Source organism: Paraburkholderia tagetis (assembly GCF_022213065.1).
Taxonomy (GTDB): domain Bacteria; phylum Pseudomonadota; class Gammaproteobacteria; order Burkholderiales; family Burkholderiaceae; genus Paraburkholderia; species Paraburkholderia tagetis.
Genome location: NZ_JAKLJA010000005.1, coordinates 130130 through 156026 on the forward strand (window position 1 = coordinate 130130; position 25897 = coordinate 156026).

23 protein-coding genes are annotated in these 25897 nt (G+C 64.9%); 19 read left to right on the forward strand and 4 right to left on the reverse strand.

From position 1 onward, the window contains the following. The first annotated feature begins 33 nt into the window (after positions 1-33). From L5014_RS09330 to def, 3 genes are all read left to right on the forward strand, one after another. The gene (locus tag L5014_RS09330; RefSeq protein ID WP_238463339.1) at positions 34-1374 is read left to right on the forward strand and encodes a cell division protein ZipA C-terminal FtsZ-binding domain-containing protein; all 1341 of its coding nucleotides are present in this window, start codon (positions 34-36) and stop codon (positions 1372-1374) included. Positions 1375-1555: 181 nt separating this feature from the next. After that, a complete protein-coding gene (gene ligA, locus L5014_RS09335) occupies positions 1556-3616 on the forward strand; it encodes an NAD-dependent DNA ligase LigA (RefSeq protein ID WP_238463340.1) in 2061 nt (686 codons plus the stop codon). Next, a complete protein-coding gene (def, locus tag L5014_RS09340) occupies positions 3613-4146 on the forward strand; it encodes a peptide deformylase (protein ID WP_238463341.1) in 534 nt (177 codons plus the stop codon). The genes ligA and def overlap by 4 nt, the downstream gene beginning before the upstream one ends. Before the next feature lie 117 nt (positions 4147-4263). Here the strand turns inward: def and L5014_RS38785 are convergent, their stop codons facing one another. Both L5014_RS38785 and L5014_RS38790 read right to left on the reverse strand, forming a co-directional pair. After that, entirely contained in the window at positions 4264-5262 is a 999-nt protein-coding gene (locus L5014_RS38785; RefSeq protein WP_338019272.1) for a pseudouridine synthase, read from the reverse strand. Further along, complete coding sequence (locus tag L5014_RS38790) at positions 5259-5627, reverse strand: hypothetical protein (RefSeq protein ID WP_338019273.1); 369 nt, start codon at positions 5625-5627, stop codon at positions 5259-5261. Before L5014_RS38790 ends, L5014_RS38785 begins: the two co-directional genes overlap by 4 nt. Here L5014_RS38790 and L5014_RS38795 point away from each other — a divergent pair. After that, the gene (locus L5014_RS38795) at positions 5617-6072 is read left to right on the forward strand and encodes a hypothetical protein (protein WP_338019274.1); all 456 of its coding nucleotides are present in this window, start codon (positions 5617-5619) and stop codon (positions 6070-6072) included. The two genes, L5014_RS38790 and L5014_RS38795, sit on opposite strands and share 11 nt — an antisense overlap. A 199-nt stretch (positions 6073-6271) precedes the next feature. On the opposite strand, the gene L5014_RS09350 is transcribed toward L5014_RS38795, so the two are convergent. Both L5014_RS09350 and map read right to left on the reverse strand, forming a co-directional pair. After that, positions 6272-8851, reverse strand: coding sequence for a [protein-PII] uridylyltransferase (locus tag L5014_RS09350; protein WP_238463343.1), 2580 nt, complete (start codon positions 8849-8851; stop codon positions 6272-6274). Between the two features lie 228 nt (positions 8852-9079). After that, positions 9080-9901 carry a type I methionyl aminopeptidase gene (map, locus tag L5014_RS09355; protein WP_238463344.1) on the reverse strand — a complete coding sequence of 274 codons (822 nt, stop codon included), beginning with the start codon at positions 9899-9901 and terminating at the stop codon, positions 9080-9082. Positions 9902-10307: 406 nt separating this feature from the next. Between map and rpsB the strand changes: the two genes are divergently transcribed. The 15 genes from rpsB (at position 10308) to rnhB (ending at position 25871) form a co-directional block, all read left to right on the forward strand. Then, the gene (rpsB, locus tag L5014_RS09360; RefSeq protein WP_238463345.1) at positions 10308-11063 is read left to right on the forward strand and encodes a 30S ribosomal protein S2; all 756 of its coding nucleotides are present in this window, start codon (positions 10308-10310) and stop codon (positions 11061-11063) included. A 211-nt stretch (positions 11064-11274) separates the two neighbouring features. Then, a complete protein-coding gene (gene tsf / locus L5014_RS09365; RefSeq protein WP_238463494.1) occupies positions 11275-12156 on the forward strand; it encodes a translation elongation factor Ts in 882 nt (293 codons plus the stop codon). A 285-nt stretch (positions 12157-12441) separates the two neighbouring features. After that, positions 12442-13158, forward strand: a complete 717-nt coding sequence (gene pyrH / locus L5014_RS09370) for a UMP kinase (protein ID WP_238463346.1) — start codon at positions 12442-12444, stop codon at positions 13156-13158. Positions 13159-13251: 93 nt separating this feature from the next. After that, positions 13252-13812: a ribosome recycling factor gene (gene frr / locus L5014_RS09375; RefSeq protein WP_213295905.1), complete on the forward strand. Its 561-nt coding sequence runs from the start codon at positions 13252-13254 to the stop codon at positions 13810-13812. A gap of 72 nt (positions 13813-13884) precedes the next feature. After that, positions 13885-14667, forward strand: a complete 783-nt coding sequence (gene uppS / locus L5014_RS09380) for a polyprenyl diphosphate synthase (protein WP_238463347.1) — start codon at positions 13885-13887, stop codon at positions 14665-14667. After that, a complete protein-coding gene (locus L5014_RS09385) occupies positions 14661-15470 on the forward strand; it encodes a phosphatidate cytidylyltransferase (protein WP_238463348.1) in 810 nt (269 codons plus the stop codon). The genes uppS and L5014_RS09385 overlap by 7 nt, the downstream gene beginning before the upstream one ends. Positions 15471-15516: 46 nt before the next feature. Continuing rightward, complete coding sequence (locus L5014_RS09390; RefSeq protein WP_238463349.1) at positions 15517-16698, forward strand: 1-deoxy-D-xylulose-5-phosphate reductoisomerase; 1182 nt, start codon at positions 15517-15519, stop codon at positions 16696-16698. A 131-nt stretch (positions 16699-16829) separates the two neighbouring features. Beyond that, positions 16830-18260 (forward strand): RIP metalloprotease RseP, encoded by a 1431-nt coding sequence (gene rseP, locus L5014_RS09395; protein ID WP_238463350.1) that lies wholly within the window; start codon positions 16830-16832, stop codon positions 18258-18260. 67 nt (positions 18261-18327) lie between these two features. Continuing rightward, positions 18328-20634: an outer membrane protein assembly factor BamA gene (gene bamA / locus L5014_RS09400; RefSeq protein WP_238463351.1), complete on the forward strand. Its 2307-nt coding sequence runs from the start codon at positions 18328-18330 to the stop codon at positions 20632-20634. A 44-nt stretch (positions 20635-20678) separates the two neighbouring features. Continuing rightward, positions 20679-21224 carry an OmpH/Skp family outer membrane protein gene (locus L5014_RS09405; protein WP_238463352.1) on the forward strand — a complete coding sequence of 182 codons (546 nt, stop codon included), beginning with the start codon at positions 20679-20681 and terminating at the stop codon, positions 21222-21224. 18 nt (positions 21225-21242) lie between these two features. Continuing rightward, on the forward strand, positions 21243-22316 hold the full coding sequence (lpxD, locus tag L5014_RS09410) for a UDP-3-O-(3-hydroxymyristoyl)glucosamine N-acyltransferase (RefSeq protein WP_238463353.1): 1074 nt from the start codon (positions 21243-21245) through the stop codon (positions 22314-22316). 198 nt (positions 22317-22514) lie between these two features. Then, positions 22515-22979, forward strand: a complete 465-nt coding sequence (fabZ, locus tag L5014_RS09415; protein WP_238463354.1) for a 3-hydroxyacyl-ACP dehydratase FabZ — start codon at positions 22515-22517, stop codon at positions 22977-22979. A gap of 82 nt (positions 22980-23061) precedes the next feature. Next, positions 23062-23850: an acyl-ACP--UDP-N-acetylglucosamine O-acyltransferase gene (gene lpxA, locus L5014_RS09420; protein WP_238463355.1), complete on the forward strand. Its 789-nt coding sequence runs from the start codon at positions 23062-23064 to the stop codon at positions 23848-23850. Between the two features lie 3 nt (positions 23851-23853). Next, the gene (gene lpxB / locus L5014_RS09425; RefSeq protein ID WP_238463356.1) at positions 23854-25023 is read left to right on the forward strand and encodes a lipid-A-disaccharide synthase; all 1170 of its coding nucleotides are present in this window, start codon (positions 23854-23856) and stop codon (positions 25021-25023) included. Further along, positions 25020-25871, forward strand: a complete 852-nt coding sequence (rnhB, locus tag L5014_RS09430) for a ribonuclease HII (protein WP_238463357.1) — start codon at positions 25020-25022, stop codon at positions 25869-25871. The genes lpxB and rnhB overlap by 4 nt, the downstream gene beginning before the upstream one ends. Positions 25872-25897 lie beyond the last annotated feature (26 nt).

The window sequence follows — 25897 nt, forward strand, 5'->3', positions numbered from 1 at the left end:
CGCCGCCGGAAAAGAATTGCAGATGGAGCATGCATGGATCAGTTGACTCTCGGGTTGATCGGCACGGGTGCCGTGGTCGTCGGGGGCGTGGTGGTGTACAACGCGTGGCAGAGCGCCAGGGTGCGCCGGCGCATGCCGCGCCCGATGCCCGAAGAAGCGGCTGAGGCGCCGCCGCGGGACGACCCGAACGAGCAGAGCCCGTTCATCGAGCCGGCGCGCGCGCCGGCCAAGCGCGAACCATCGCTCGCGGGCGGCAGTGCCGCCGAGGAGCGCGTGGAGCCGGGGTTCGGCGCCGTGGCGCCGGCCGATACGCCGGTGGACATCCAGGCAGAGAGAACCTCGCCGAATGGTTTTGCGAACGACGAGCCTGATGAGGCCGAGGGCGAGCAGCCGCACGCGTCCTCCACGGAGCACGGCGAGCCGGCGGCTCACGGCGCAGAGGACGAGAGGCGGGACGAGAAGCGCGATGAGAAGCGCGATGAGAAGCGGGACGAAAAACGCACCGAACGCGTCGAGCCGGTGCTGCCTGCCGCCACGACGATCTCGTCTGCGCCGCCCGCCATCGTGGACCGTCGCATCGACTGCATCGTGCCGATCCGGATCGGCGGGCCGCTGCCCGGCGAGCGCGTGATTCCGTTCGCGCAGCGCTTGCGCCGCGCGGGCAGCAAGCCGGTGCATATCGAAGGCAAGCCCGAAGGCGGCGACGGTTGGGAGCTGCTGCAAAACGGCGTGCGCTACGAAGAATTGCGCGCGGCTGCGCAACTGGCGAACCGCAACGGACCGCTCAACGAACTCGAGTTCTCGGAGTTCGTCGCGGGGGTGCAGCAATTCGCCGATGCGCTCGATGGGCTGCCCGAATTTCCCGATATGACGGAAACAGTGGCGATGGCCCGCGAGCTCGACGGTTTCGCTGCGCAGTGCGATGCCCAGCTTTCGATCAACGTGCTCTCGGACGGCGCACCGTGGTCGGCGAACTACGTGCAGGCGGTGGCGGCCCAGGACGGCTTGCTACTCTCGCGCGACGGCACGCGCTTCGTGAAGCTCGACTCGAAGCAGAGCCCGGTGTTCATGCTGCAATTCGGCGACACCAATTTCCTGCGCGACGATCTCACCTACAAGGGCGGCCAGATGATTACCCTGGTCCTCGACGTGCCGGTGGCCGACGAAGACATCCTGCCGTTCCGCCTGATGTGCGATTACGCCCGCTCGCTCGCGGAGCGCATTGGCGGTCGCGTGGTGGACGACCAGCGCCGACCGTTGCCTGAATCCGTGCTGCAGTCCATCGACAAGCAGCTCATGACGCTCTACGCGAAGCTCGAGCAGGCCGGCATTCCGGCGGGCTCGGCGGCCACGCGGCGGCTCTTCAGTCAGTAAAGCCAACGCTTTGTCATAGCAAGAGGCGCGGCGCCAATCACGGCGCCGCGCTTTTTTGTGCGCGGCGCAAACGCCGGGACAGTTCGGCGACGCACCGAGCTAGCCGATCGGCCGATGCCACGTCCGTGGCTTCCTGAGATAATCTGACAATCTAATTCACTCAGAAGAAGCCGCCCCAAGCATGGTCCGTTCTCCCGCCCGTCCTCCCGAAGAATCCACTGCTGCGCAGCGCGCGTCGTGGTTGCGCGCCGAACTCGAGCGCGCCAATTACGCGTACTACGTGCTCGATCAGCCGGAGCTGCCCGACGCGGAATACGACACGCTGTTTCGCGAGCTCCAGGGCATCGAGTCCGAGCACCCGGAGCTTGTCTCGCCCGATTCACCCACGCAGCGCGTGGGCGGCGAGGCGGCGGCAGGCTTCGAGCCCGTGGTGCACGACGTGCCGATGCTCTCGCTCAACAACGGCTTCGCTGACGACGACATCGCCGCGTTCGACAAGCGTGTGTCCGACACGCTCGGCAAGGCCGAAGGCGACCCGGTCGAGTACGCCTGCGAGCTCAAGTTCGACGGCCTGGCCATCTCGCTGCGCTATGTGGACGGTGTGTTCGTGCAGGCTTCCACGCGCGGCGACGGCACGACCGGCGAGAACGTCACGGAAAACGTGCGCACCATTCGCTCGCTGCCGCTACGCCTGAAAGGCCAGCACGTGCCGAAGGTGCTCGACGTGCGCGGCGAAGTGCTGATGTTCCGCCGCGACTTCGACCGCATGAACGAGCGTCAGCGCGAAGCGGGCCACAAGGAGTTTGCGAACCCGCGCAACGCGGCGGCGGGCAGCCTGCGCCAGCTCGATTCGAAGATCACGGCGCAGCGGCCACTGTCGTTCTTCGCATATGGTATTGGCGTGCTAGAGGGCGAGCCCATGCCGGCCACGCACAGCGAGTTGCTCGACTGGTACGCGAAAATGGGCTTGCCGGTGAACAGCGAGCGCGCGGTGGTGAAGGGCGCGCAGGGTCTGCTGGAGTTTTTCCGCGGCATGGGCGATAAGCGCGACGCGCTGCCCTACGACATCGACGGCGTGGTCTACAAGGTCAACCGGCGCGACGAGCAGGAGCGGCTCGGCTTCGTCTCTCGCGCGCCGCGTTTCGCGCTTGCTCACAAATTCCCGGCCCAGGAGGCGCTCACCAAGGTCGTCGCCATCGACGTGCAGGTGGGTCGCACCGGCGCCATCACGCCGGTTGCGCGTCTCGAACCCGTGTTCGTGGGCGGCGCGACCGTCACGAATGCCACGCTGCACAACGAAGACGAAGTGCGCCGCAAGGACATCCGCATCGGCGACACGGTGATCGTGCGCCGCGCGGGCGACGTGATTCCCGAGGTGGTGAGCGCGCTCATCGACCGCCGTCCCGAGGACGCTCGCGAGTTCGTGATGCCCACCGCGTGCCCGGTGTGCGGCTCGGGCATCGAGCGCCTGCCCGATGAAGCGATTGCCCGTTGCACCGGCGGCCTGTTCTGCCCGGCGCAACGCAAGCAGGCGCTGTGGCACTTCGCGCAGCGCCGCGCGCTCGATATCGATGGCCTGGGCGAGAAGATCATTGACCAGCTCGTCGACCAGAATCTCGTGCGCACGCCGGCCGACCTTTTCAACCTCGGATTCTCGACGCTGGCCGAGCTCGAGCGCATGGCGGACAAGTCGGCACAGAATCTGCTCGATTCGCTCGAGAAAGCCAAGTCAACGACGCTGGCTCGTTTTATCTATGCGCTTGGTATTCGCCACGTGGGCGAATCCACGGCGAAGGACCTGGCGAAGCATTTCGGCTCGCTCGACCCCATCATGGACGCGTCCCTCGAGCAGTTGCTCGAGGTCAACGATGTCGGCCCCGTGGTGGCCGAGTCGATTCATCAGTTCTTTGCGGAAGAACATAACCGCACCGTAATCGAGCAACTGCGCGCGCCGGGCAAGGTCAGATGGGCGGACGGTCCGCCCGCGCCGAAGGCGCCGGTGGGCGTGCTGGCGGGCAAGACGGTGGTACTCACCGGTACGCTGCCCACGCTCAAGCGCGAAGAGGCGAAGGAGATGCTGGAAGCGGCCGGTGCGAAGGTGGCCGGCTCGGTGTCGAAGAAGACCGACTACGTGGTGGCGGGCGCCGACGCGGGCAGCAAGCTCGCGAAAGCCGAGGAACTCGGCGTGCCGGTGCTCGACGAAGAAGGGTTGCACAAGCTCCTGGAGGGGCACACGACATGATTCGCGAAATTCTCAGGATGGGCGATCCGCGCCTGCTCGGCATCGCCAGACCGGTCGACCATTTCGACACGCCCGAGTTGCACGAACTGATCGCCGACATGTTCGACACGATGCGCGCAGCGAACGGGGCGGGGCTCGCCGCGCCGCAGATCGGCGTCGACCTGCAGGTCGTGATCTTCGGCTTCGAAGACAACGAGCGCTATCCCGACGCGCCGGCGGTGCCGCAAACGGTGCTGATCAATCCGGTTATCCATCCGCTTTCGCACGACATGGAAGAGGGCTGGGAAGGCTGTCTTTCGGTGCCGGGCATGCGTGGCGCGGTGAGCCGCTACTCGATGATCCGCTACGACGGCTTCGACCAGCACGGCAACCCCATCGAGCGCGTGGCCGAAGGCTTTCACGCGCGCGTGGTCCAGCACGAATGCGACCATCTGATCGGCAAGCTGTACCCCATGCGCATCACCGACTTCTCGAAGTTCGGCTTCACCGACATCCTGTTCCCCGATCTCGATCCGAAGAGCGACGATTGAGACGGGGCGCGCCGGAAAGCGGGCGCGCATGAAAAACGGGAGCCAGACGACTCCCGTTTTTTGTTGCAGCCCGCGCGCGATGCGCGGGTTTCAGCGGTTTCAGCAACCGCGGCGGCTTCAGAACGCCTCGTCAGCCGACAGATAGCGCCATTGCCCTTGCGGCAGTGCGCCCAGCAGCACGCGGCCCATGCGCACGCGCTTGAGGCCCACCACTTTCAGCCCGACCAGTTCGCACATGCGGCGGATCTGGCGCTTCTTGCCTTCGCGCAGCACGAAACGCAACTGCTCACCGTTTTGCCAGCTCACCATCGCGGGCTTGAGCGGCACGTCGTCGAGCGAGAGGCCGTGGCGCAGTTTCGCGAGCGACTCGGGCGGGAAGTGCTGGTCGACTTCCGTCTCGATATCGCCGTAGGTCACGCGCACGAGGTACTCCTTGTCGATATCTGAGCTTTCGCCGATCAACTGCTTCGCGACACGGCCATCCTGGGTCAGGACGAGCAGACCCGTCGAGTCGATGTCGAGGCGGCCCGCCGGGGCGAGCGTACGCAGGTGTTGCGCCGAGAAGCGGATACCCGAGTGGTCGCCGTCCCAATGATTCCCGGCCGTGACGAGCGTGGTCGCCGGCTCATAGCCGTCCTCGGCCTGACCCGAAACGTAGCCCACCGGCTTGTGCAGCAGGATCGTCACCTGGCGCGCCTGTGCGGCGAGCGCAGCGGGATCGATTTCGATGCGTTGCTCCGGCGTGACCTTGGCGCCTAGCGTATCGACGACCTCGCCGTCCACGTAGACCCAGCCTTTCTCGATCCATTCATCGGCCTCGCGGCGTGAGCACAGGCCTAGCTCCGACATGCGCTTGGACAGGCGCAGCGTATTGTCGCCGTCGACTTCCACGCGCGCGGTGCGTTGCGGGGAGGTATGGTCATCGGCAGTGCGCGCCGGCGCGCGGCGCGGTGCCTGGTCGGGGCCCTTCGCGAAGGGTTTGGGCCCGGACTTGCGTGCGTGCGCGACTTCTGCGCCGCGCCGCTCGCGCGGAGCGAACGATTCGCCATCGTTGCGGCTGCGGGGGCGCGAGCCTTCGCCGCTGCGCTCGTTTGCGTTGCCCCAGGAGGGTTTCACGGGGCGCGCGAAGCCTCGGTCGTCGCGCGGACGCCGTTCGTCGGAGCCCTGATCGCGGCGAAACGCGGGGCGTCGATCGCCGCCTTCATCGCGAGCACGGAACGGGCGGCGTTCACCACCTTCGTCGCGAGCGCGGAAGGGGCGTTGGCCTTCGCCTTCGTCACGACGCGGGAAGCGGCGTTCGCCGCCTTCATCGCGAGCACGGAACGGGCGGCGTTCACCACCTTCGTCGCGAGCGCGGAAGGGGCGTTGGCCTTCACCTTCGTCACGGCGCGGGAAGCGGCGATCGCCGCCTTCATCGCGAGCACGGAACGGGCGGCGTTCACCACCTTCGTCTCGAGCGCGGAAGGGGCGTTGGCCTTCACCTTCGTCACGGCGCGGGAAGCGGCGATCGCCGCCCTCTTCACGAGCACGGGGGGGGCGGCGTTCACTGCCTTCGTCACGGCGTGGGAAACGGCGTTCGCTACCCTCATCGCGGGCACGGAAAGGACGTTGGCCTTCACCTTCGTCGCGGCGTGGGAAACGGCGTTCGCCACCCTCGTCGCGGGCACGGAAAGGACGTTGGCCTTCACCTTCGTCACGGCGCGGGAAGCGGCGCTCGCCACCCTCTTCACGGGCACGGAACGGGCGTCGCTCATCACCATCAGTGCGGCGCGCGGGCCGCGCATCGCGGTCCCACGGCTTGGCGCCGCGCGGCGCGTCTCCCGCATCGCGGCGGCGACGTTCGTCGCCATAGCCGCCGCCTTCGCGCGGCGCGCGTGCGGGACGGCCGGATGTGTCGCGCTCGCGCGCCATCGCCGGCTTTCCTGAGGCGGGTTTTCCGCCGGGTTTCGCCGAGGACGGGCGCGCTTGTGCGGGCCGTCCTTCAGCCGGCCGCGCCTCGGCTGGCCGTACCGGCTTGCGGGCAGTTGTGCTGCCGCGGCGGACGGGGGCGCGTTCGGGGGTGGCCGGGCGCGGATGTTTGGCTGTCAGTTTGGCTCGCATGGTTCTACGTCTTTCGCTGTTGCTTTCACACTGCTATCGCGCGCAGCAGTTCTGTTTCGACGCGGATCTGCTGGCGGTTGTCGGACAGACCCGAACCGTCGAGCAGAAACACGTCCTCCACGCGCTCGCCGAGCGTATTGATCCGCGCCGCCTGGACGCCGATGCGGTGCTCGGCCAGCACGCGCGCGATGGAATAAAGAAGGCCCAGCCGGTCGTTCGCCGACACGGACAGGATGTAGTATTGGTCGCGCTCGTCGGCCCGCAGGTCGACGCGCGGTGTCACCGGGAAGGTGCGCGACAGGCGCGAGAGCCGCCCCTTCGACGGCTCCGGCAATGGATTGCCGGACGCCGCGAGGCGTTGGGCGAGCTCCTGCTCGACCAGGTTCGCGATATCGCGGTAATGCACGTCGTCCTCGGTGTGGGCGACGATGAAGTTATCGAGCGCGTAGCCGTGGCGCGTCGTGCTCACGCGCGCATCGAGCACGGACAGGCCGCTGCGGTCGAAGTAGGCGCACATGGTGGCGAACAGGTCCGGCCGGTCCTTCGCGTAGACGAGCACTTGCAGCGCCTCGCCAACCGGCGAAGGCCGCGCGCGCACGACGGGCGAGGGCGTCTCCACGTACCGGTAGAGCACGCGCGTCTGCCACGCGATGTCGGCGGCGTCGTGACGCAGGAAATAACCGACGTCGAGCTTGTCCCACAGCGCGCGGTGCGCGTTTTCCGGCACCGTTTCGAGGCGCAGCAGCGCGAGCGCCAGCTCCTGGCGCGTCTTGAGCTCCGAGTGGGCATCGGGCTTGGCGCCGCCGAGCACGGCGAGGGTCGAGCGGTAGAGGTCCTCGAGCAGCTTGCCTTTCCAGTTATTCCAGACCTTGGGACTGGTGCCGCGGATATCGGCGACGGTCAGCAGATAGAGCGCCGAGAGCCGCCGCTCCGTGCCCACCAGATCCGCAAACCGCTTCACCACTTCGGGATCGCTCGTGTCCTGCTTCTGGGCGACCTGGCTCATGGTCAGGTGCTGCTGCACGAGCCAGACGATGAGTTCGGAGTCGTCCGTGGCGATGCCATGCTCGCGGCAGAAACGTCGCGCGTCGGCCATGCCGAGCTGCGAGTGGTCGCCGCCACGCCCCTTGGCGATGTCGTGAAAGAGCGCCGCCACGTAGAGCACCCAGGGCCGCTCGAAATTGCCGATCAACTGGCTGCAGAACGGATACTCGTGCGCGTGCTCGGCCACGGCGAAGCGGCGAATGTTGCGCAGCACCATCAGGATGTGCTGATCGACCGTGTAGACGTGATAGAGATCGTGCTGCATCTGCCCGACGATGCGCCGGAAGTTCAGCAGATAGCGACCCAGCACGCTTGTCTGGTTCATCAGCCGGATGGCATGGGTGATACCCGCGGGCTCCTTGATGATCGCCATGAAGAGGCGGCGGTTTTCGGGGTCGCGGCGCCAGTGCTGGTCCATCTTTTCGCGCGCGTTGTACAGCGCGCGCATGGTGCGCGCCGAGAGGCCCTTCACGCCCGGCACCTGTTCGTACAACAGGAAGGCTTCGAGGATGGCATGCGGCTCGCGCTCGAACACGTCGTCGGTCACGATTTCGATCATGCCCTGTTTCTCGACGAAGTGATTCGAGAGGGTGCGCGTGATGCCGCTCGTGCTCGGGAAGAGCTGCGCCTCGATGTTCTGGATCAGGATGGTCGAAAGCTGCGTAACCGCCTTGGCGGCCCAATAGTAGCGGCGCATGAGCTGCTCGCTCGCGCGTCGCGCCGCGCTGGCCGAGTAGCCAAAGCTTTCGGCGACGCTCGTCTGCAGATCGAACACGAGAATGTCCTGGCGGCGGCCAGCGATCACATGCAGGCGCGCGCGCAGCGTCTTCAGGAATGCCTCGTTGCGGCGCAGCTCGCGCGCCTCGCGCCCGGTAATGAGGCCGCGCTGATCGAGTTCTTTCCAGCTGCTGCCAAATGCCGCGGCTTCGGTGACCCAGAGGATCAATTGCAGGTCGCGCAGGCCGCCGGGACTTTCCTTGATGTTCGGCTCCAGCGAGTAGGGCGTGTCCTGGAAGCGTCCGTGGCGCTGGCGCATTTCCAGCACTTTCGCCTGGAAGAACGCGCGCGGGTCCATGGCGTCGCGGTAGCGCTGGGCGAAGTCGCCGAACAGCGTCGGGCTGCCTGTGAGGCGGCGCGCTTCGAGCAGCGACGTGCGCACTGTGACGTCGCTGGCGGCCTCGTCGAGGCATTGCGAGACGCTGCGCACACTGCTGCCGATGTCGAGGCCGAGGTCCCACGCGAGGCCGATGAAGTGCTCGATGCGCGCTTCGAGCGGCGCGAGCGCTTCGTCGTCGGGGAGCAGCACGAGAATGTCGACGTCGGAGTATGGCGCGAGCTCGCCGCGCCCGAATCCGCCCACAGCCACGAGCGCGAGCGAGGCCGGCAGCTCGCACAGGTTCCAGGCACGGCGCAGCGTGTCGTCGGTGGTGCGGGCAAGGGCGCGCATCAGCGAGTCGACATTGGCCGCGTGCTTGAACCGTTCGAGCAACTGGGCCTTGGCGGCCTTGTAGTCGGATTTCAGCGACGACGTATCGGGTGCGGCGACGGCGGGAACGCTCATGGGCTTCGGTGCTGGTGGCGCGGATTGAAGGATGCCCGCCGCGCGCGGACTGCCGGGCGAAGGGCCGTGCGCGCGTGGGGTGATGATGCCGGCTTGTGCCTGGTTTGTGCCCGACGTCACGCGCTCACGCGTCCAGGGCGCCGTGATCAGAGAAAAACCAGGCGGCGACCAGGTGCAAATTGGGCACTGCGCCGCGGCTGGCGCGCAGTGCCTTCACGACTATTACAATCAGACCGCGGAGCCCGCCAACTGCGCGACGATGGCCGGCTTCGCGGGCGTGCCGGCCGAAACCGTCAGCACTTCATAGCCCGTTTCGGTCACGAGCACAGTGTGCTCCCATTGCGCCGAAAGGCTGCGGTCCTTGGTCTTGACCGTCCATTGGTCCGGCATGGTGCGGATCTCGCGGCGGCCGGCATTGATCATCGGCTCGATGGTGAAGATCATGCCGGGCAGCAGCTCGACGCCGGTACCGGGGCGGCCGTAATGGAGCACCTGCGGATCATCGTGGAACACCGTGCCGATGCCGTGGCCGCAATACTCGCGCACGACGCTATAGCCTTGCGATTCGGCGTAACGCTGGATGGCGTGCCCGATGTCGCCCAGATGGCCGCCCGGGCGCACCTGGTCGATGCCGAGCCACATGCATTCGTAAGTGGTCTGCACGAGGCGCTTCGCGAGAATCGAGCCCTCGCCGACGATGAACATGCGGCTCGTGTCGCCGAAGTAGCCTTCCTTGATCACAGTGATGTCGATATTGAGCGTGTCGCCGTTCTTCAGCGCCTTGTCGCCCGGAATACCGTGACAGATCACGTCGTTCACCGAGGTGCAGATCGCCTTCGGGTAGGGCGGATAGCCGGGCGGCTGATAATTCAGCGGCGCCGGAACCGTGCCCTGCACGTTGGTCATGTATTCGTGGCAGAGCCGGTCGATTTCGCCCGTCGTCACGCCCGCCACGATAAACGGCGTAATGTAGTCGAGCACCTCACTCGCCAGCCGGCAGGCGACGCGCATCTGCGCGATATCGTGTTCGTTTTTGATCGAAATGGCCATGGTGTGCGCCCGAAAATGCAGTCGAATATCAAATTATCGCACCTTATCTGCACGGTCGCAGGCTTTTGAGCGGCGAGGCGGACGCATTGAGCTACACATCGGATTACATATCGGCCACACCGTCGGCGCACCGGCGCACTCCCTTCCGAGGGTAATAGCCGGCTTGAGTGTGGTCAGTTTTACGTGCTATAATCTTCGGCTAAGTCGCCCCTTGTATCTTTTTTAACGGGATTCAGGAGTCGATTATGCCTGTTGTCGCCGCAGGCAAAAAATAACGGCGGCAACTTTGTTGAAATCGCGAGCCGGCGCACCCAGGGTGTCGAGCGCGTCAGTCCTGTAAAGAGCGGGGCGGCGCACCCGATACGGCAGCCGGCTTAAGACCCAAACCCTAGCGGAGAATTGCAACATGGCAGTTACCATGCGTCAGATGCTGGAAGCCGGTGTCCACTTCGGTCACCAAACGCGCTTCTGGAACCCCAAGATGGCCCCGTTCATCTTCGGTCATCGCAACAAGATTCACATCATCAACCTCGAAAAGACGCTGCCGATGTACAACGACGCACTGAAGTATGTGCGTCAACTGGCAGCGAACCGCGGCACGATCCTGTTCGTCGGCACGAAGCGTCAATCGCGCGACACGATCGCCGACGAGGCAGCACGCGCAGGCATGCCGTTCGTGAACGCACGCTGGCTCGGCGGCATGCTGACCAACTTCAAGACGCTGAAGGTTTCGATCAAGCGCTTGAAGGACATGGAGGCAGCTGTCGAGGCGGGCGAGCTCGAGAAGATGAGCAAGAAGGAAGCGCTCCTGTTCGAACGCGAAATCGCCAAGCTGCAAAAGTCGATCGGCGGCGTGAAGGACATGGGCGGCATTCCCGACGCAATCTTCGTGGTCGACGTCGGCTACCACAAGATTGCTGTGACGGAAGCGAACAAGCTGGGCATCCCCGTCATCGCCGTGGTCGACACGAACCACTCGCCGGAAGGCATCGACTACGTGATCCCGGGCAACGACGACGCCAGCAAGGCCGTTGCGCTCTACACGCAAGGCGTGGCTGACGCGATCCTCGAAGGCCGCGCAAGCGCGGTGAACGAAGTGGTCGCAGCAGTGCGCGGCGACGACGGCGGCGACGAGTTCGTCGAGGTCAATTCGGAGGCGTAAGCCGCCCCGTGTCCGGCAAGAAAAGGGGGCTTTCCATAGGCCCCTTTTTTTTAAGCCGTGGCGTTCGAAGCCGCGTCATATGTGCGGCACCGTAGTCCTGTAGAAGCAGCTGTAAAAAAGCGTTTCAGCACGGCATTTACGGAAACGAATTCCTGCTGGCCGCATCGAATCATGCGGCTGGCGCGTACCAGACAGATTCAAGGAGCGAATGATGGCGGCAATTACCGCAAGCATGGTGGCAGAACTGCGCGCGAAGACCGATGCGCCGATGATGGAATGCAAGAAGGCGCTGACGGAAGCCGACGGCGACCTCGCGCGTGCAGAAGAACTGCTGCGTGTGAAGCTCGGCAACAAGGCAAGCAAGGCTGCGTCGCGCGTCACGGCTGAAGGCGTGATCTCGTCGTTCATCGGTGCCAACGCTGGCGCCGTGGTCGAACTGAACTGCGAAACCGACTTCGTTGCGAAGAACGACGACTTCCTCGCGTTCGCCAAGACGGTCGCTGAACTCGTCGCTACGCAAAACCCGGCTGACGTCGCCGCTCTGTCGGCGCTGCCGCTGGACGGCTCGACGGTCGACGCAGTGCGCCTCGCGCTGGTCGGCAAGATCGGCGAAAACCTTTCGATCCGCCGTTTCGCGCGTTTCGAAACCGCCAACAAGCTGGCTGCGTACCTGCACGGCACGCGCATCGGCGTGCTGGTCGAGTACACGGGCGCCGAAGAGCAAGTGGGCAAGGACGTCGCGATGCACATCGCCGCGATGAAGCCGGTCTCGCTGTCGTCGGACGACGTGCCGGCCGAGTTGATCGCCAAGGAGCGCAGCATCGCCGAGCAGAAGGCTGCCGAATCGGGCAAGCCGGCTGAGATCGTCGCGAAGATGGTCGAAGGTTCGGTTCAGAAGTACCTGAAGGAAGTCTCGCTGCTGAACCAGCCGTTCGTGAAGAACGACAAGCAGACGATCGAGCAGATGCTCAAGGCTGCTGGCGCGACGGTGCAAAAGTTCGCCCTCTTCGTGGTGGGCGAAGGCATCGAGAAGCGCCAAGACGACTTCGCCGCCGAAGTGGCCGCGCAAGTCGCTGCTGCAAAGCAGCAATAAAGGCCGCGCAAGCCTTTCGAGTATTAAGCCGTATCAAGCAGCATCAAGCTTTATCGCAGTAAAAGCATCACCGCAGTACCGTAGCAAGCCGCGGCGGAGTGATCCGCCGCGGTGGGCAGCGTAGCGACGCCCGATGTAGCGGCGCCTTGCGCGGCGGACTCCCGCCGCGCCCCGTGGCGCAAATCTTCGCTATTCTGGCGGCGCTTGCCCCAAGTCGTATTTCACCCCTACAGTTTCAAGTTATTGCCCTGTTAGTGCCCTTTGCGCGCGATCCTGGATACCTCCATGCCCACACCCGCCTATAAACGCGTCCTGCTCAAACTTTCCGGCGAAGCCCTCATGGGCGACGATGCCTTCGGCATCAACCGCGCCACGATCGAACGAATGGTGGCAGACGTGGCCGAGGTGGTTCGGCTCGGCACCCAGCTCGCAGTCGTGATTGGCGGCGGCAACATTTTCCGCGGCGTCGCGGGCGGCGCGGCCGGCATGGACCGCGCGACGGCCGACTACATGGGCATGCTCGCCACCATGATGAACGCGCTCGCGCTGCAAGACGCCATGCGTCATGCGGGCATTGAGGCGCGCGTGCAGTCGGCGCTGCGCATGGACCAGGTGGTCGAGCCGTACATTCGCCCGCGTGCGATTCGCCAGCTCGAAGAGGGCAAGGTCGTGATCTTCGCGGCGGGCACCGGCAATCCATTCTTCACCACCGATACCGCCGCCGCGCTGCGCGGCGCGGAAGTGGGCGCGGAAGTCGTGCTCAAGGCCACCAAGGTCGACGGCGTCTACTCGGCGGACCCGAAAAAGGATCCCACGGCCACGCGCTATTCGTCGATCAGCTTCGACGAGGCAATCGGCCGCAATCTGCAGGTGATGGACGCGACGGCGTTCGCGCTGTGCCGCGACCAGAAGCTGCCCATCCGGGTTTTTTCCATCGTCAAGCCGGGCGCGCTGAAGCGCATCATTCAAGGCGAAGACGAAGGCACGCTCGTCCACGTGTAAACTCTCGTCTCACGCGAGACACGAACGCGGGCCGCGCCGCCCTTTGAGCGAGCAGGCGGGCCCGTACCGTAATGAAGGTTCGGAGGTATCAAAATGGCTGTGGCTGACATAAAGAAGGGCGCTGAGCAAAAAATGCAGCGCTCGATCGAAGCGTTCAAGAGCGACCTGGCGAAAATCCGCACGGGCCGCGCCCATACGGGCCTGCTCGATCACATCCAGGTCGATTACTACGGTTCGCCCGTGCCCATCTCGCAGGTCGCGAACCTCACGCTCGTGGACGCCCGCACGATCGGCGTGCAGCCATGGGAAAAGAAGATGGTGCAGGTCATCGAAAAAGCGATCCGCGAGTCGGATCTCGGCCTGAACCCGGCTACGCACGGCGATCTGATCCGCGTGCCGATGCCCGCGCTGACCGAAGAGCGCCGCAAGGAGCTCACCAAGGTCGTCAAGAACGAGGGCGAGACGGCGAAGGTGGCCGTGCGCAACCTGCGTCGCGACGCCAACGAGCAGCTCAAGAAGCTCGTGAAGGACAAGGAAATTTCCGAAGACGACGAGCGCCGTGGCGGCGACGACGTCCAGAAGCTGACGGACCGCTTCGTGGCCGAGATCGACAAGCTCGTCCAGACCAAGGAAGCGGAGATCATGACGGTCTGAGGCCCGTAGGCTCTCAGTTCCGCCAGGGTCTCTTGCCCTATTGTCCGTATCTGCAGTTTTAGTCTGACGGCCATGACCTATACCAGCTCAACCGTTCGCGTGCCCGACGTGGCGGCCGTGCCGCGCCACATCGCGATCATCATGGACGGCAATGGCCGTTGGGCGACTCAACGCCGCTTGCCGCGCGTCGCGGGCCATACGCGCGGCGTGGACGCCGTGCGCTCGGTCGTCGAGGCCTGCGTCCAGAGCGGCGTCGAATACCTCACGCTGTTCGCTTTCAGTTCGGAGAACTGGCGACGTCCGACCGACGAAGTCTCGTTCCTCATGCGTTTGTTCGTCACCGCGCTCGAGCGCGAAGTGGCGCGTCTGCATGCGAACGGCATTTGCCTGCGCGTGGTCGGCGACCTGTCGATGTTCAACGAACGCATCCAGGACCTGATCCGCCGCGCGGAAACCAAGACCGCGCGCAACACCCGTCTCACGCTGACCATCGCCGCGAACTACGGCGGCCGCTGGGACATCATGCAGGCGACCCGCAAGCTGGTTGAAGCGGCTGCGGCAGCCGGCGAGCCGGTGCCCGTCACCGAGGACACGATTGGCCAGTACCTGGCCATGAGCTACGCGCCGGAGCCGGATCTCTTCATTCGCACGGGTGGTGAGCGGCGAGTGAGTAATTTCTTGCTGTGGCAGCTCGCATACGCAGAATTTTATTTTACCGAAACGTTCTGGCCGGACTTCAACGCCGAGGCGCTCAATCGCGCGATCGCCTCCTATGCCGAACGTGAGCGCCGCTTTGGCCGCACGAGCGCCCAGCTCGCAAAACAATCCCAGAACGCCGACTCTCTTTCATGCTAAAGACCCGTGTCATCACGGCGATCGTCCTGCTGGCCGTCTTGCTGCCGGTCACGCTGTTCGCGCCGGTTGCCTGGTTTGGCGTGCTGATCGGCCTCGTGGTGTTGTTCGCCGCGTGGGAGTGGGCGCGCCTGCTCAACGCCGGCAAAGTGGGCTCGGTCGTCTACGCGGCAATTGCGGTGCTGGTCGTGCTCGCGAGCCAGCGGCTCGCATCGGCGCATCCGCTCTATCAGGCGGCCGGCATCTTCTGGGTCATCGCAGGCCCCTACGTGCTCGTGCGCAAGCCTACGCTCGCTGCGGGTGTCTGGCGTGCGTTTCTGCTCGCCGCCGGACTCGTGATTTTCAGCGCCTGCTGGCACGCGCTGGTCGCGGCACGCGCGGTGGGCATCGCATTCGTGCTCTCGCTGCTGCTGGTGGTCTGGCTCGCCGATATCGGCGCATACTTTGCTGGTAAGGCATTCGGAAAGCATAAGCTCGCGCCATCGATCAGCCCGGGCAAGACCTGGGAAGGCGCCGTGGGCGGCTGGGTGGCCGTGATGGTGGTGTCCATCGCCGCGCTCGCGCTGCATGCGTTCGAGCCGACCCTGTATTCGGAGCTCGCCGACCATCAGGGGCTTGGCCGGGCGCTTCTGGTGCTTACCGTGCTGGTCGCGTTCAGTGTGATCGGCGATCTGTTCGAGTCGATGACGAAGCGCCAGGCGGGCGTAAAAGATTCGAGCGGCCTCCTGCCAGGCCACGGCGGCGTGCTCGACCGCATCGACGCGTTGTTGCCGGTGTTGCCGCTTGCCATGCTGCTGCTTGCTTAGAGGCACTTGGGCACTCGGTTAGAGACGCCCGGTTAGAGAAATGAAAATGCAAAAACGACTCACCTTGCTCGGGTCCACGGGCTCGATCGGAGACAGCACGCTCGACGTGGTCGCGCGTCATCCGCAACGCTTCTCCGTCTACGCGCTTACCGCGCACCGCAACGGCGACAAGCTCGTCGAGCAATGTTTGCGCTTCGCGCCCGAAGTGGCCGTGGTCGGCGACGCCGACACGGCCGCGGCGGTCGAGCGCAAGCTGCGCGCGGCCGGCTCGAAGACCGTCGTGACATACGGGCCGCAGGCGCTCGTCGAGGTCGCGAAGAGCGATGGCTGCGACACCGTGGTCGCGGCCATCGTGGGCGCAGCGGGCCTCGTGCCCACGCTCGCGGCGGGGCAGGCCGGCAAGCGCATCCTGCTCGCGAACAAGGAAGCGCTCGTGATGTCGGGCGACATCTTCATGGATGCCGCGCGCGAGAACGGCGCGGTGCTTTTGCCGGTGGACAGCGAGCACAACGCCGTGTTCCAGTGCCTGCCGTCCGAAGGCACGAAGCATGGTGGCGTGACGAAGATTATTCTGACCGCTTCGGGCGGCCCGTTCCGCACGCGCGAGCCGGCCACGCTCGTTGGCGTGACGCCGGACGAGGCCTGCAAGCACCCGAACTGGTCGATGGGCCGCAAGATCTCCGTCGACTCGGCCACGATGATGAACAAGGGTCTCGAGGTCATCGAGGCGCATTATCTGTTCGATCTGCCAGGCGATCGCATCGACGTGCTGATCCACCCGCAGAGCGTGATCCATTCGATGGTCTCGTACGCGGACGGCTCGGTGCTCGCGCAACTGGGCAACCCGGACATGCGCACGCCGATTGCGCACGCGCTGGCATTCCCGGATCGCGTGGATTCGGGCGTGGCGCAACTCGACCTGACTCAGGTGGCGACGCTCAATTTCGAGAAGCCGGACTACGCACGTTTCCCGTGCCTTGCGCTGGCCATGAAGGCGCTGGCCGAGGGCGGCGTGGCGAGCGCCACGCTCAACGCGGCCAACGAAGTCGCGGTGGACGCGTTTCTCAACCGCCGGATCGGTTTCATGGCGATCGCGCAAACGGTCGACGCGGTGCTCAATGCGCTGGACAATCGCAGCGCCGCGAGCCTCGACGTCGTACTCGAAGCCGACGCAGCCGCGCGCCGCGCGGCGCTCAAGATTATCGACAGCCTGCCGGTGCCGGCCTGAGACCTCGCTCGGGCCGCTCCCGGGCTGCGCGCAGGCCGCCCGAGGGTACATGAGGGCCTGCTTGCAGGCTCGTCGGCCCGCCAATGAGGTTGCCCCGCATCGGCGCGCTGCTTCCAGCAGAGGAGGCACATATGAATCTGCTCACCGAACTGGTGGCTTTTGTCGTGGCGATCGGCGTACTCGTCGTCGTGCACGAGTATGGGCACTACAGCATCGCGCGCCTGTGCGGCGTCAAGGTTCTGCGGTTTTCGATCGGCTTCGGCAAGCCGCTCGTGCAATGGGTCAGCCAGAAGAGCGGCACCGAGTGGACGATCTCGGCGCTGCCGCTCGGCGGGTACGTCAAGATGCTCGACGAGCGCGAGCTGACGGACAAGCAGGACAAGATTCCCGAGGCTGACTTGCCGCACGCCTTCAATCGGCAGTCGGTCGGCAAGCGCATCGCCATCGTCGCCGCCGGGCCGGTTGCCAATTTCATTCTTGCCATCGTGCTCTTCGCGGGGGTGTTCGCGAGCGGCGTGACCGAGCCGTCCGCGATCGTGGCCGTGCCGCCGGCACAAACGGTCGCCGCGCAGGCCGGTTTTCAGGGTGGCGAAACCATTGTTTCCGTGAGCGACGCCAATGGCAACGATACCGAGCCCGTGCGCTCGTGGGCGGATCTGCGCTGGAAGCTGCTATCCGCGGCCTTCGATCAAAATCGCGTGGTGCTTTCCGCGCGCGATGGCGGCGGCACTTACGACTTTCCCCTCGATCTCTCGCACCTCACCAGCAAGGATCTCGACGATGACTTCATGTCGAAGCTCGGTCTCGAGGCCGGCGGCAGCAAGCTGACGATCGCAGGCGTGGAGGCGGGCAGCGCCGCACAGCAGGCGGGGCTGGAAAAGGGCGATCGTCTGCTTGCGATCGATGGCCGTCCCGTTGACAGCGCAAGCACTTTCATCGGCTATGTGAAGGCTCATGCGGGCCAGCCCGTGCATCTGCGGATCGCGCGCGGCGCAGCACAAAACGCCGAACAAAACGCCGCGCAAGCCGGGGACGCAGGCCAGGTGCAGACGATGATGGTCACGGTCACGCCCGCGACACAGCGCGACGGCGAAACGGGCCAGGAAGTGGGGCGTATCGGTGCGGCGCTCGCGGCGCAGGCGCTGTCGGTGGACGTGCGTTACGGGCCGATCGAGAGCATTCGGCTGGGCGCGTTTCGCACGTGGGACATCTCGATATACTCGCTGCGCATGTTCGGCCGCATGCTCACGGGCGAGGCATCGCTGAAGAATCTGTCGGGCCCGGTGACGATTGCTGACTATGCAGGCAAGAGCGCAAGACTCGGTCCGTCCGCGTTCCTGTCGTTCCTCGCCCTTGTCAGCATTAGCCTCGGCGTACTCAACCTGCTCCCAATTCCGGTATTGGATGGGGGGCATCTGTTATATTATGCGGTTGAAGCCGTAACGGGCAAAGCCGTCTCGGACCGCTGGCAGCTCGTGTTGCAGCGCGCGGGACTTGCCTGCATCGTCGCGCTGTCGGCGATCGCGTTGTTCAACGATCTGGCTCGGTTAATCCATTTTTAAAGATGTCTGGCGGCGTCCGAGGGCGGGCCGCCCGATCTGATGCAGCTATACACACTGGGGAAGCACGTTGTTTAGACCTCATCGCTTGGTTCCAAAAACGGTTGCGGCCGCGGCGATCGCCGCACATGGTCTCGTCGCTCATGCAGCGACTACGCCATTCGTGGTACAGGACATCCGCATCGAAGGACTGCAACGCGTCGAGCCGGGCACGGTGTTCGCGTACCTGCCCATCAAGCAGGGCGATACGTTCACCGACGACAAGGCCTCCGAAGCCATTCGCGCATTGTATGCGACGGGTTTCTTCAACGACGTGCGCATCGGCACCGAAGGCGGTGTCGTCGTCGTGCAGGTGCAGGAGCGTCCGGCGATCGGCACGATCGACTTCGCGGGCATCAAGGAGTTCGACAAGGACAACCTCACGAAGGCGTTGCGCGCAGTCGGCCTCTCGCAGGGCCGCTACTACGACAAGGCGCTCGTGGACAAGGCCGAGCAGGAGCTCAAGCGCCAGTACCTCACGCGCGGCTTCTATGCCGCCGAGGTCACGACCACGGTCACGCCGATCGACCGCAACCGCGTTGGCCTGCTGTTCTCGGTGGTCGAAGGCCCGAGTGCGAAGATCCGCCAGATCAACTTCATCGGCAACAAGACGTACAGCAGCGGCACGCTCCTCTCGGAGATGCAGCTGTCCACGCCGAACTGGTTCTCGTGGTACACGAAGAACGACCTGTACTCGAAGGAAAAGCTCACGGGCGACCTCGAGAACGTGCGCTCGTACTACCTGAATCACGGCTACCTCGAGTTCAACATCGACTCGACGCAGGTTTCGATTTCGCCCGACAAGAAGGACATGTACCTGACGGTCGGGATCCACGAGGGCGAGCCCTACAAGATCTCCGGCATCCATCTGGCCGGCAATCTGCTCGACCGCGAGGCCGAGCTCAACAAGCTCGTCAAGATCAAGCCGGGCGACCGCTTCTCGGCCGAGAAGCTGCAGGCCACGACCAAGGCCATCGTCGACAAGCTCGGCGAATACGGCTACGCGTTCGCGACCGTCAATGCGCTGCCGCAGATCAATCAGGCCGATCACACGGTCGACCTCACGCTGCAGATCGATCCGAGCCGCCGCGTGTACGTGCGCCGCATCAACGTGATCGGCAACACACGCACGCGCGACGAAGTCGTGCGGCGCGAAATGCGCCAGCTCGAAAGCTCGTGGTTCGATTCGAGCCGCCTCGCGCTCTCGAAAGACCGTATCAACCGCCTCGGCTACTTCACCGACGTCGACGTGACTACGGTTCCGGTGGAGGGCACGCCCGACCAGGTCGACGTGAACGTCAAGGTGGCCGAAAAGCCGACCGGCGCCATCACGCTGGGTGCGGGCTTCTCCTCCACGGACAAGGTGGTGCTCTCGGCCGGTGTCTCGCAGGACAACGTGTTCGGCTCGGGCACGAGCCTCTCGGTGAACGTGAACACCGCGAAGACGTACCGCACGCTGGCAGTCACGCAGGTGGACCCGTACTTCACGGTGGACGGCATCAAGCGCATTACCGACGTCTACTACCGCACGTACCAGCCGCTGTACTACTCGACCGATTCGAGCTTCCGCATCGTCACGGCGGGCGGCGACCTGAAGTTCGGCATCCCGTTCTCGGAAGTCGATACGGTCTTCTTCGGCATCGGCTTCGAGCAGGACCGTCTCGACACCGACGCGTACACGCCGCAGAGCTACATCGACTACGTGAAGAACTTCGGCCGTGTGTCGAACAACATTCCGTTCACGATCGGCTGGTCGCGCGACGCGCGTGACAGCGCGCTGATTCCGAGCCGCGGCTACTTCACGCAGGCGAACTTCGAATGGGGCACGCCGGTCGGCTCGACGCCGTACATCAAGACCGACGTGCAAGCTCAGTACTATTATTCGTTCGCGCGCGGTTTCGTGCTGGGCATGAATTTCCAGGCCGGTTACGGCAAGGGCCTCGGCGGCAAGCCGTACCCGATCTTCAAGAACTACTACGCGGGCGGTATCGGCTCGGTGCGTGGCTACGAACCGAGCTCGCTCGGCCCGCGCGACGCCAAGACGAACGACCCGATCGGCGGCTCGAAGATGGTGGTCGGCAACATCGAGCTCACGTTCCCGCTACCGGGCACTGGCTACGACCGCACACTGCGCGTCTTCACCTTTGTCGACGGTGGTAACGTCTGGGGCGACGAGGGCAGCAGCATCGGCTCGAACGGTCTGCGTTACGCATACGGTGTGGGTCTTGCGTGGATTTCGCCGATTGGCCCGCTCAAGCTGAGCCTGGGCTTCCCGGTCACGAAGCATACGGGTGACCAGTACCAGAAGTTCCAGTTCCAGATTGGTACGGCCTTCTGACGACACGCGCAAGAACAGGCATTTACAGAAACGAGAGGATAACTTTGCTAACGGGTATGTTTTCCAGGCGGACGATCGGGGCCTTGACGCTGTCGCTGGCGATGCTCGCTGCTGGCACGGGCGTGGCCCATGCGCAGGAAGCGAAGATCGCGGCGGTCAACTCCGACCGCATCCTGCGCGAATCCGGCCCCGCGAAAGCCGCGCAAACCAAGCTCGAAGCCGAGTTCGCAAAGCGCGACAAGGACCTGCAGGACATGGCGCAACGCCTGAAGGCCATGTCGGATGCCCTCGACAAGAACGGGCCGGGCATGTCGCCTGGCGATCGCGCGCAGAAGCAGCGCGATCTGTCGCAGCTCGACAGCGACTTCCAGCGCAAGCAGCGTGAATTTCGCGAAGATCTGAACCAGCGTCGCAACGAAGAGCTTGCGGCGGTGCTGGACCGGGCTAACAAGGTGATCAAGCAGATCGCCGAGCAGCAGCACTACGATTTGATCGTGCAGGAAGCGGTGTACGTGAGCCCGCGCATCGACATCACCGACCAGGTCCTGAAGGCGCTTGCAGCGTCGAGCGGCGCTGGCAGCAGCAATTAAGGCAGGAGCATCACGCGCATGGCTTTTACGCTTGAGGACATCGCCGGGCGGTTTGGCGGCGAAGTGATCGGCGATCCGACGCAACGTGTCGGCTCGCTTGCGCCGCTCGACCAGGCCGGTCCGCAGCAGCTGGCGTTCCTCGCCAACCCGAAGTATCTGTCGCAGGTCGAGACGACTCGCGCAGGCGCAGTCCTCATCAGCCCGGACGATCTCGAAAAGCTTGCTTCCCGCGAGGCGCGCAACTTCATCGTCACACCCAATCCGTATGCTTATTTTGCACGCGTGGCGCAGGCGTTCATCGACCTCGCCGCGCCGAAGGTACAGCCGGGCGTGCACCCGAGCGCCCATGTCGACGCCACCGCGAAGGTCGCCGCGAGCGCAGTGATTGGCCCGAACGTCACGGTCGAGGCGGGGGCCACGATCGGCGAGCATGTACGGCTGGATGCCAACGTGTTCATCGGGCGCGGCACACAGGTGGGCGAGGGCTCGCATTTCTACCCGGGCGTGACGGTTTACCACGGCTGCAAGATCGGTGCGCGCGCCATCGTGCACGCAGGCGCCGTGATCGGCTCGGACGGCTTTGGCTTTGCGCCCGATTTCAAGGGTGACGGCGATGCTCGCACGGGCAGCTGGGTGAAGATTCCGCAAGTGGGCGGCGTTTCGATCGGAACCGACGTCGAGATTGGTGCGAATACCACGATCGACCGTGGTGCAATGGCCGACACGATCATCGAGGAGTGCGTCAAGATCGACAACCTCGTGCAGATCGGCCACAACTGCAAGGTTGGCGCGTATACCGTGATCGCGGGCTGCGCAGGCATCGCGGGCAGCACCACGATCGGCCGTCATTGCATGATCGGCGGCGCGGTCGGCGTCGCGGGTCACGTCACGTTGGGCGACTACGTGATCGTCACGGCGAAGTCGGGCGTCTCGAAGTCGCTGCCCAAGGCGGGTATTTACACGAGCGCATTCCCCGCGGTGGACCACGCCGACTGGAACAAGAGCGCCGCGCTGCTACGCAATATCGACAAGCTGCGCGACCGCATCAGGGCGCTCGAAGCCGCTGCCCAAAAGGTACAGGGCGACGCATAACGAAGCAGGTTCGGGGCTTGACCGTACCCCGGTCTGCGAGACCCGGGGCAATCCGCATGCACGAAGTGTTGCGCGTAGCGCATACTGCGCCTGAAGCGCGGGCCGCAGGGATACCGCCAGAGCCGGGCTTCGATATGCCGGACACTTTCAGACATCGCATCGACAGTCACACGCAATTCCTGCGTGAGCAGAAACACCATGAACATCGAAAAACTCAACTTCGACATCCACAAGATCCTCACGCTGCTTCCGCACCGTTATCCGTTCCTGATGGTGGACCGGGTCACCGAACTCGTGCCGCACAAGAGCATCAAGGCGTTGAAGAACGTGACCGTCAATGAGCCCTTTTTCACGGGCCATTTTCCGCAGCGTCCGGTCATGCCCGGCGTGATGATCCTCGAAGCCCTGGCGCAAACCGCCGCGCTCCTCACGTTTTCGGAAGAGGAGCAGGACTTCGAGAACACGCTTTACTACTTCGTCGGCATCGACGGCGCGCGCTTCAAGCGCGTGGTCGAGCCGGGCGATCAGCTCATCCTGAACGTGACGTTCGAGCGCTACATGCGCGGCATCTGGAAGTTCAAGGCACAAGCCGAAGTGGAAGGTGTCGTCGCCTGCGAGGCGGAACTGATGTGCACCGTCAAGAAAATGGACGCGGCGCAGTAAGATGCGCCGCCGCGTGCCGCTGCGCGCCCTAAGCCCTGGCGAGGTGCGCCGGCGCGGCAACAGAATCGGAGAGTGAGGACGAATGAGCAGGATCCATCCCACTGCGGTCGTCGAATCCGGCGCGCAAGTCGATGAATCGGTAGAGATCGGGCCGTATGCGGTGATCGGCGCCAACGTCACCATTGGCGCGCGCACCAGGATCGGTTCGCACAGCGTGCTGGAAGGCCACACGACGATCGGCGAGGACAACGCGATCGGCCACTATGCGATCATCGGCGGCCGTCCGCAGGACATGAAGTACAAGGGCGAGCCCACGAAGCTCGTGATCGGCAACCGTAATACCATTCGCGAGTTCACGTCGATCCATACGGGCACGGTGCAGGACACCGGCGTCACGGTGGTCGGCGACGACAACTGGATCATGTCCTACGTGCACGTGGGACACGACTGCCGGCTCGGCAACAACGTGATCATGTCGAGCAACGCGCAGCTCGCGGGCCATGTGATCGTCGACGATTTCGCGATCGTCGGCGGCATGACGGGCGTGCATCAGTTCGTGCGCATCGGTGCGCATTCGATGGTGGGCGGCGCATCGGCACTCGTGCAGGACGTGCCGCCGTTCGTCATCGCGGCGGGCAACAAGGCGGTGCCGCACGGCGTCAACGTAGAAGGTCTGCGCCGCCGCGGCTTTTCGGCCGATGCAATCTCCGCGCTGCGCTCGGCCTACCGGACGCTGTACAAGAACGGCCTGTCGCTCGAAGAAGCGAAGGTGCAGCTTGCCGAACTCGCGCAAGCGGGCGGTGACGGCGACGAGCACGTGAAGGCGCTGCTCGGTTTCGTCGAGCAGTCGCAACGCGGCATCATCCGCTAACCGATGGCGCTGCAAACCCGACCGTTGCGCCTCGCCATGGTCGCCGGCGAGCCGTCCGGCGACCTGCTCGCGGCGTCGCTGCTCAAGGGGCTGGCCAGCCGGCTACCAGATACTGCGCACTACTATGGAATTGGCGGGCCGCGCATGCAGGCCGCCGGTTTCGATGCGCACTGGCCGATGGACAAGCTCTCGGTGCGCGGCTACGTCGAGGCGCTCAAGCATATTCCCGAGATCCTGCGCATTCGCGGCGAACTCAAGCATCAACTGCTCGCGGATCCGCCCGACGTCTTTATCGGCGTGGACGCGCCCGATTTCAACTTCGGTCTCGAACACCCGTTGCGTGACGCGGGCATTCCCACGATCCACTTCGTGTGCCCGTCCATCTGGGCGTGGCGCGGCGGCCGCATCAAGAAGATCCAGAAGGCGGTGGATCACATGCTCTGCGTGTTTCCGTTCGAGCCGGCGATCCTCGAGAAAGCTGGTGTGGCGGCGACCTACGTGGGGCATCCGCTCGCCGACGACATCCCGCTCGAGCCGGATGTGCCCGGCGCGCGCCGCGCGCTCGGCTTGCCCGAGTCCGGCCCGGTGATCGCGGTGCTGCCAGGCAGCCGCCGCTCCGAGATCAACCTGATCGGCCCGACGTTCTTCGACGCGATGCAGATCATGCAGCAGCGAGAGCCGGGCCTGCGCTTCGTGATGCCTGCGGCGACGCCGGCCATTCACGCGCAGTTGCAGGAGCTCGCTAACCAGCACCAGGGCCTCGCGCTCACGATCATCGACGGCCAGTCCCAGGTGGCGATGACGGCCGCCGACGCAATCCTCGTGAAGAGCGGTACGGTCACGCTCGAGGCGGCGCTGCTCAAGAAGCCGATGGTCATCTCGTACAAGGTGCCCTGGCTCACGGGGCAGATCATGCGCCGCCAGGGCTATCTGCCGTATGTCGGCCTGCCGAATATTCTGGCAGGGCGCTTCGTGGTGCCCGAGATCCTCCAGCACTTCGCGACGCCCGAGGCGCTCGCGGACGCGACGCTCACGCAGTTGCACGACGAGGCGAACCGGCGCACGCTAACTGAAGTGTTCACGCAGATGCACCATGCACTGCGCCAGAACACGGCGGAGCGCGCGGCGGAAGTCGTCGCCAGCGTCGTGGAGCGCCGCAGGGGGCAGGCATGACCGAGAAGACGATCAAGCGTGCGCAGGCGCCGACGAGGGCGGAATCGTCCTCGCCATCGGCGCCGATTGCGACCCCGAATGCGGTCCCGGCTTTAACCAGAAAGCCGCCGTCGCAGGTGGCGCTCAAGATCGCCGCGCGTCGCAAGGCAGCGCGTCAGGCCGGACTGCTGTTCGAGTCTCCCGACGACGTGATCTGCGGCGTGGACGAAGCCGGCCGCGGTCCGCTCGCCGGTCCGGTGGTCGCGGCTGCTGTGATTCTCGATCCCGCGCGGCCCATTCGCGGACTCAACGATTCGAAGATGCTGACTGCGCAGGCGCGCGAGAAGCTATACGACCGGATCGTCGAGCGCTCGCTCGCATGGAGCGTCGCATCGGCGTCGGTCGAAGAAATCGACACGCTCAACATCCTGCACGCGACCATGCTGGCGATGCGGCGCGCGGTCGAAGGCTTGAGCGTCGCGCCCACGCTCGCGAAGATCGACGGCAATCGCTGCCCGGTCATGCCGGTGCGCAGCGAGGCCGTGATCGGCGGCGACGCGCTCGTGCCCAGTATTTCAGCGGCCTCCATCATCGCGAAGGTGACGCGTGACCGCATGCTGACGCAGTTGCACGAGACGTTCCCCCACTACGGCTTCGATGCGCACGCGGGCTATGGCACGCCGCAGCACCTCGCGGCGCTGCGTGAGCACGGCCCTTGCGAGCATCACCGGCGCTCGTTCGCGCCCGTGCGCGAGGCCTACGCGCTGCATGGCGTCGTGCTGCCCGGTGTGGCCACCGTGGTCAGCGACGTAGCTGCGCTGGAAGACGATGCCGTCGGTCCGGACGACGACGCCTTCATGCCAGCCTGATCCCGCACGATGTCGCTGCCCATGCA